General features: G+C 63.5%; 1 protein-coding gene. It reads right to left on the bottom strand.

Annotated elements, in window-relative coordinates:
* On the bottom strand, positions 1-291 hold a 291-nt coding region (locus BIV01_RS19530; RefSeq protein WP_217642577.1), incomplete at its 3' end, for an Ig-like domain-containing protein.
* Positions 292-310: the final 19 nt, after the last annotated feature.

Here is a 310-nt window from a genome sequence, read left to right as displayed (position 1 = left end):
GGTATCCACGGTGAGGGTGCCGGTGTTCGACCCTTCGTTACCCGCCGGATCAACCGCGGTTACGGTGACGGTGTAATCCCCCGCACCCAACGCTGGCAATGTGTCGTCGGCCAGGGTCCAGGTACCATCACCGTTATTGGTGGCGCTGTAGTCATTACCATTCACGGTCACGGTGACGTCGGCACTGGCGTCATCCACCGTGCCGGTCAGTGCCGGTGTGGTGTCGTTGGTGGTTCGGGGGTTCACGCCCACGGTCGGAGCCGTCTGATCCAGCGTGGTGGTGCTGGCCACTGAGCCACTGTTGCCAGCC

Source organism: Curtobacterium sp. MCBA15_013 (assembly GCF_001865095.1).
Lineage (GTDB): Bacteria > Actinomycetota > Actinomycetes > Actinomycetales > Microbacteriaceae > Curtobacterium.
Note: the sequence above shows the minus strand (reverse complement) of the source record. Positions and strands in the feature narration are given on the sequence as shown.